Source organism: Acinetobacter sp. YH16053, assembly GCF_013417035.1.
Classification (GTDB): Bacteria; Pseudomonadota; Gammaproteobacteria; order Pseudomonadales; family Moraxellaceae; genus Acinetobacter; species Acinetobacter towneri.
Genome location: NZ_VPEP01000045.1, coordinates 1 through 6662, shown reverse-complemented (window position 1 = coordinate 6662; position 6662 = coordinate 1). Strand labels below are relative to the sequence as shown.

Below are 6662 nucleotides of genomic sequence, written 5' to 3'. Positions count from 1 at the left end.
CGCAGCGGTCGGACTGAACGGGGGGTTCGTGCATACAGTCCAGCTTGGAGCGAACTGCCTACCCGGAACTGAGTGTCAGGCGTGGAATGAGATAAACGCGGCCATAACAGCGGAATGACACCGGTAAACCGAAAGGCAGGAACAGGAGAGCGCACGAGGGAGCCACCAGGGGGAAACGCCTGGTATCTTTAAGTCCTGTCGGGTTTCGCCACCACTGATTTGAGCGTCAGATTCTGTGATGCTTGTCAGGGGGGCGGAGCCTATGGAAAACCGGCAACGCCGCGGCCTTTTCTTTTGCCTCTCGATCCTCTCTCATTGCCTGTGCCTTAATGTCTCCGTTCCCTCCGCTCGCCGCAGCCGAACGACCGAGCGTAGCGAGTCAGTGAGCGAGGAAGCGGAATATCCCCGGACTTATCTTCGGCACCGTACGCGCCAGTGCTGCATTTTTTAATACGATGCAGGATAGGGCTAACGCCGCAAAGTGACGTCACCTGACGTTCCTGGATTACAAAGGTTAAAGCAGCGGACAGGAAATGTTTTGTGCCCACAGCTATGCTGGCTTATTCACAAAACAGCGGGACAAGATGTGTTTTTGGAGTACCGCCGGCCCGCTAAAGACTCCTGGTTAGCTCCCGCATGTTTGCTATCTTTTTGCTACCATTTTGCTACTTTTTTGCTATCTCCAGAGTCTTCTGGTCTTTCGGTTGCTATCCTTTTGCTACTTTTTTGCTATCAAAATGCTACCTCTCCCTTCTTGCAATAAATGACCAAGGCACGTTAGCGATGTATACATCGCCGCGCCGCAAGGGTGCCCCTTCCGAATCCCGTTCATCACTGCGTGCTGATTCATCCACGTTAAATCCGACCCCCTTAGCAATAAATCCAGCCATGCCTGACGGCCTGGCCAACGCCTCACGGCCGCACAGTAAACTGCACACCCGTGAGGCGTTATTCGTGAGGTTCAGTGGTGCTTTTGGGCGTCCAGCCGGATTTTAGCCGCTAAAATCCCGGCCATGCATGTGTGTGCATAGCCATGCAGACGCGCCAGAATCATCAGGCGCGTTTTTTCACGATATAGGCACAGGGAAGTGTCGGAAACAGGCAGGAAGACCCAGAAACGCCCTGAGAGCCTCTCAGGCGGTGCACGCAACGGATGTTATGGTAAATCTGCCTCACAGACTGGTACAAAAAAAGCCCCGCAGGGCTTTTTTGCTATGAGTTAGCCATATTTTCTTGCGAATTTTTCATCGGAATCGCATAGATAAATAATAAACTCAATAAACGCGATGATCGCGGGTATGAATGTCCAGCAAAAAATTAGATACAGGAATCCCTGTCCTATTTTACCTAAGTAAAATTTATGTACGCCAAATCCACCAAGGAAGAATGCTAAGAAAGATGATGGCGGTGGAGGTCAATTTTGAGCAGGGTGCGATTGGCCCGATGCACAATCACCCGCATGAACAGCTTACCTATGTGCTCTCCGGGGAGTTCGAGTTTACGATAGGTGAAGAAAAGCAGATCGTGACGGCGGGCGATACGCTCTATAAAGCGCCGCACGTGATGCACGGCTGCATTTGCCTGAAGCCCGGCACCCTTCTGGATACCTTTACGCCGGTGCGCGACGATTTCCTGAAATAAAAAAAGGCGCTGAATCAGCGCCTTTTTAATATCGTCGTTACTCTGTTGCTGGCGTTACGGCCGTTATCGGCTCTGGCAACGGATTACGCGAGAGCATTGCCTCACGCAGCAGCACGCTGCCGCAGGCAAACAGGCCGCCCAGAATCCCTGCCAGCAGCACAATCAGGGCTTTGCCCGGACCGTCTTTTTTCACCGGCAGTGACGGTGAAAGCTGATACCTGAAGGGTTCAAGCTTCACGTCTTCCACGGACAGTTTTTGCAACTGAGTCAGATAGTATTCACGGTTCTGGAAATCCGCATTCAGCTCGGCCACGTCCTTCAGATTCTTTTCAATCTGCAGCTTTTGCGCAATACCGTCAGCACCCAGCGCCACGGAGTAGTCAGGATCGTCTTTTACCGCCTGTCCGTTGCTGTAAACCGGCTTCTTAATGCCTGCCGCGTTCGCCACTTCCAGCGAATAGTTGAGGCGCTGCAGGTTGGTGTTGTGGATATTGGTCAGACGCACGCGATCCAGCTCCAGCTGCTGCTGAACGACTTTCGTTTTCAGCGTGATCTGGTTACGGATATTTTCCATCGTCTCCTGCTCAACAATGCGGGAGATATAGTTGATGTAACCTTCCAGAACCGTCTGCGCGTCTCCCGCCGTCGGGGCGGTAAAGCTCAGCGTCCATGAGGTATACGGCGCTTTGTCTGCGTCTTTAACCTGCGTGTTATCTGTCGCTTTCATTTTCTCAGCAATATTCACCACCGCGCGATGCAGCTCCAGCGGGTCTACCTCGGTGCCTTCCAGCTGAGACATCACGTACGGGGAGGTTTTCATGTACTCTTCGAGCAGCGACTGCGACTGAAACTTTTTGATGAACAGGTTAAACACGTCTCCACGGCTCACCTTCGCGTCGACGTCCAGCACCTGCAGCGTCACCATCATCTGGCGCAGCGTGTTCCACTGCGTCTGCTCGGCCGGCGTGATCACGGCTTTACTGGTCCATTTTTGCGGGATTAAAAACGCAATGGCCAACCCTACTACGGCGAACGCCAGGACGATCGTCACAATACGTTTTTTGGCTGCCAGAAGTACGTCTAACAACCCCAGGAGATCTATCTCTTTGGTGCTTACCGCCGGAGTGGCATAACGGGGAAAATCGAGGTCCGTGTTTTTCTTGAAATCCATCGCTGACATAACCGTTCTTCTTTTTGGAGCGCAGTAAATTTCTGCCTGATTGGTTGCAGTGGTCGGATGATACAAGAAAGTAAGAATAATCTGAACGCCAGATTGATCTATCTGTAGACCGACTATCAGATTTAGGGAAGGTGCGAACAAGTCCCTGATATGAGATCATGTTTGTCATCTGGAGCCATGGAACAGGGTTCATCATGAGTCATCAACTTACCTTCGCCGACAGTGAATTCAGCAGTAAGCGCCGTCAGACCAGAAAAGAGATTTTCTTGTCCCGCATGGAGCAGATTCTGCCATGGCAAAACATGGTGGAAGTCATCGAGCCGTTTTACCCCAAGGCTGGTAATGGCCGGCGACCTTATCCGCTGGAAACCATGCTACGCATTCACTGCATGCAGCATTGGTACAACCTGAGCGATGGCGCGATCGAAGATGCTCTGTACGAAATCGCCTCCATGCGTCTGTTTGCCCGGTTACATGAAAGCCAGCATCCGGGCCAAGGTGGAGCACCCATTTCGCATCATCAAGCGACAGTTCGGCTTCGTGAAAGCCAGATACAAGGGGTTGCTGAAAAACGATAACCAACTGGCGATGTTATTCACGCTGGCCAACCTGTTTCGGGCGGACCAAATGATACGTCAGTGGGAGAGATCTCACTAAAAACTGGGAATAACGCCTTAAATGGCGAAGAAACGGTCTAAATAGGCTGATTCAAGGCATTTACGGGAGAAAAAATCGGCTCAAACATGAAGAAATGAAATGACTGAGTTAGCCGAGAAGAATTTCCCCGCTTATTCGCACCTTCCCTAACTTTGCAACAGTGTCTTATATTTTGTATAACTTAGTAAACATATTTAACCTGACAGACACCTAATAAAAATAAGTAACTGCCAGGTTAAGTTTTAGCTAGTTCAATTATATGGAAATCATTTTATAAATCTTGGTCGAAATCATAAACTTTACCATTTTTCACCAATCGCTGTTTTTCAATAAATTTATCGTTTAGTAGGGAACAACCTTTTTTAATCTTACTTTCAATAAAGGATAACTCTAAACTAGTATCTACGAAACATTCGGATGTTATTTTTTTATCTTTATTAATTGAAAGTTTTTGTATTAGCTCAGGATGTTGTTTGTGGTATAAATCATTAAACCAAAAAAAATGAGCAATGTTATAGTTGCCTTTTGTATTACCGCCATACAACGATTTACCATCATCATAAATAGCAGTTCCATGGTCTGAAATAAAAGATAAATATGCAAGTCCATCTGTATTTTTTAACACATTAATGAAATCGCTTATCTGTTTATCAACAGAAAATAATTCTGAATTAGCATAGCTATTTTCTAATTTATCCTTATCTTTTAAAGATGGAGTTGAATATGTTTTTTCATTAAAAGATGGTTTGAAAACATCATAATTTGATGGATACCTTGTATGATACAGATAATGACTCCCGATAGTTTTATAAACTATGAGCTTTTTCTTGCTTTTATTATTTAATATTTTCTCTAATGTATTCACGTTGACATCAGATACAACATAATGATCAGCTTCATTTGCAATTAAATTTATTTCATTATCTCCTATGTGACTTTTACTCAGATAAGAAACATACCAAGTTTCATATCCAGCCTCTTTATAAGCACTAATTATTGATGTTTCATTAAAAAGACCATTATCATACACACCTTTTCTAGAAAGGATCATTGGTGTGGAAACTAAAGTATATGCTCCTTGAGATATTGTGTTTTTAAAAGAAACTAAATTTTCTTTATCTAAATTTGGGGTTGTGTTTTTAGGGTAACCATTAAAATGTAAATAATCTCCTCTATTAGTTTCGCCTAAAAAAAGAACCACTGTTTGCTTATCATTTATTGTAGATTTAGAATCCCACTTGAAGTTTTTTTTATCTTTTATAATTTGTGCGTTTTTCTTAAGTTCAGATAAACCTTTATTAATTTCTTTCAAAGCTAATCCTAATGGCTTAAAGGCGATTAACAAAGAAACAAACAGAATAATGAAAATATAAAAATGCCTTAACTGAAATTTAGAGTCTCTTTTTCCAATAAGAATAAATAAGAAGTTACATGCTATGATTAGTAGCCCTATGATTTCTTTTGTTGAAAAGAAAAAATTACTATTAATCTCATCTGGGTTAGTATCAAGAATAATATTAATGATTTCATTTGGCACCTGATGAAAATACCAGGAGGTCATTCGATATGTCATTAAATCAACAAATAGAAGTGAAATAATAAAACTTGATATTGATAAAGAAATAATTGAATTAATTTTTGAAGTGTAACCATAGAAAAAAATAACACCAAGTATGATAAGCGTTAAGGAGTAATAAATATTACTAGCGATTATTCTATGGGAAGTATTAATTATAAAAATTAGATTAATAATACATAAAGCTATGTATATGTTTTTTTGATGGTTTTTTGAAATTTTATTGATGATGTTCATTATTTGATAACATAGATATAAGTAAGTAAGTAAGTAAGTAAGTTTAAAAAAAAAATCATAGGAAATCATTATTTAATTAAAAAGCCGCTCTCGGTAATGCTGCCAACTTACTGATTTAGTGTATGATGGTGATTTTTAGGTGCTTGCATGGCTTCCATTTCCATCAGATGTCCTTCCTGCTCCGCTACTGAAGGCGTGGTGCGTAACGGCAAAAGCACTGCCGGACATCAGCGCTATCTCTGCTCTCATTGCTGTAAAACATGGCAACTACAGTTCACTTACACCGCCTCTCAGCCCGGTACGCACCAGAAAATCATTGATATGGCCATGAATGGCGTCGGATGTCGCGCCAGTGCACGCATTATGGGCGTTGGCCTCAACACGGTTTTACGTCACTTAAAAAACTCAGGCCGCAGTCGGTAACCTCGCGTATACAACCGGGCAGTGATGTGATTGTCTGCGCTGAAATGGACGAACATTGGGGCTACGTCGGTGCTAAATCACGTCAGCGCTGGCTGTTTTACGCGTATGACAGGATACGGAGGACGGTTGTGGCGCACGTCTTCGGTGAACGCACTCTGGCCACACTGGAGCGTCTTCTGAGCCTGCTGTCGGCCTTTGAGGTCGTGGTATGGATGACGGATGGTTGGCCGCTGTATGAATCACGCCTGAAGGGAAAGCTGCACGTTATCAGCAAGCGTTACACTCAGCGCATTGAGCGACATAATCTGAATCTGAGACAACATCTGGCAAGGCTGGGACGGAAGTCACTGTCGTTCTCAAAATCGGTGGAGCTGCATGACAAGGTCATCGGGCATTATCTGAACATAAAACACTATCAGTAAGTTGGAGTCATTACCAAGAACCGATACGCCCCTCGCGCACTTCTGCTATTGAAAAAGCCATATTTAAGCTCACTTTTTTTACTCTGAATATAACCTGTTAGAGAGGATTTTCTTGAGATCGTCCGTCTGTCGTCGTAGTCTCTTATCCAGAAACGAAAAAACCACCTGGGGAGGTGGTTTTTCGAAGGTTCAGTAAGTTGGGGAACTTCTGAACCGTGGTAACAGGGTGTACAAGACCGCTGCCACCAAATTCGTCCTTCCAGTTTAGCCGTAGTTTGGCTCTAACTTCAAGAACTCTGCATCAGTAATCTCTTGTACACCCTCTACCAGTGGCTGCTGCCAGTGGCGCTTTGTCGTGTCTTTCCGGCTTGGACTCAAGTCGATAGTTACCGGAGAAGACGCAGCGGTCGGACTGAACGGGGGGTTCGTGCATACAGTCCAGCTTGGAGCGAACTGCCTACCCGGAACTGAGTGTCAGGCGTGGAATGAGATAAACGCGGCCATAACAGCGGAATGACACCGGTAA

The 6662-nt window shown here is 44.8% G+C and carries 4 protein-coding genes and 2 pseudogenes; 3 read left to right on the top strand and 3 right to left on the bottom strand.

The window, feature by feature from the left end; translation table 11 throughout:
* Window positions 1-1219 precede the first annotated feature (1219 nt).
* A pseudogene (locus tag FTV43_RS14225) lies at window positions 1220-1402 on the bottom strand (TM2 domain-containing protein); the annotation flags it as partial.
* Between FTV43_RS14225 and FTV43_RS14220 the strand changes: the two are divergent.
* Window positions 1402-1641 carry a cupin domain-containing protein gene (locus FTV43_RS14220; protein WP_218945200.1) on the top strand — a complete coding sequence of 80 codons (240 nt, stop codon included), beginning with the start codon at window positions 1402-1404 and terminating at the stop codon, window positions 1639-1641. The pseudogene FTV43_RS14225 and the gene FTV43_RS14220 sit on opposite strands and share 1 nt — an antisense overlap.
* Before the next feature lie 37 nt (window positions 1642-1678).
* On the opposite strand, the gene wzz(fepE) is transcribed toward FTV43_RS14220, so the two are convergent.
* Window positions 1679-2821 carry an LPS O-antigen length regulator Wzz(fepE) gene (gene wzz(fepE), locus FTV43_RS14215; RefSeq protein WP_021544858.1) on the bottom strand — a complete coding sequence of 381 codons (1143 nt, stop codon included), beginning with the start codon at window positions 2819-2821 and terminating at the stop codon, window positions 1679-1681.
* Window positions 2822-3015: 194 nt separating this feature from the next.
* Between wzz(fepE) and FTV43_RS14210 the strand changes: the two are divergent.
* A pseudogene (locus FTV43_RS14210) lies at window positions 3016-3478 on the top strand (transposase).
* 271 nt (window positions 3479-3749) lie between these two features.
* On the opposite strand, the gene FTV43_RS14205 reads toward FTV43_RS14210, so the two are convergent.
* Entirely contained in the window at window positions 3750-5291 is a 1542-nt protein-coding gene (locus FTV43_RS14205) for a phosphoethanolamine transferase (protein WP_095092192.1), read from the bottom strand.
* Window positions 5292-5438: 147 nt separating this feature from the next.
* On the opposite strand from FTV43_RS14205, the gene FTV43_RS14200 reads away from it, so the two are divergent.
* Window positions 5439-6136 (top strand): IS1 family transposase gene (locus tag FTV43_RS14200; protein ID WP_225905514.1). Its coding sequence is split into 2 segments (ribosomal slippage): window positions 5439-5688 and window positions 5688-6136, totalling 699 coding nucleotides; the frame shifts between segments, so codons are not numbered across the junction.
* Window positions 6137-6662 lie beyond the last annotated feature (526 nt).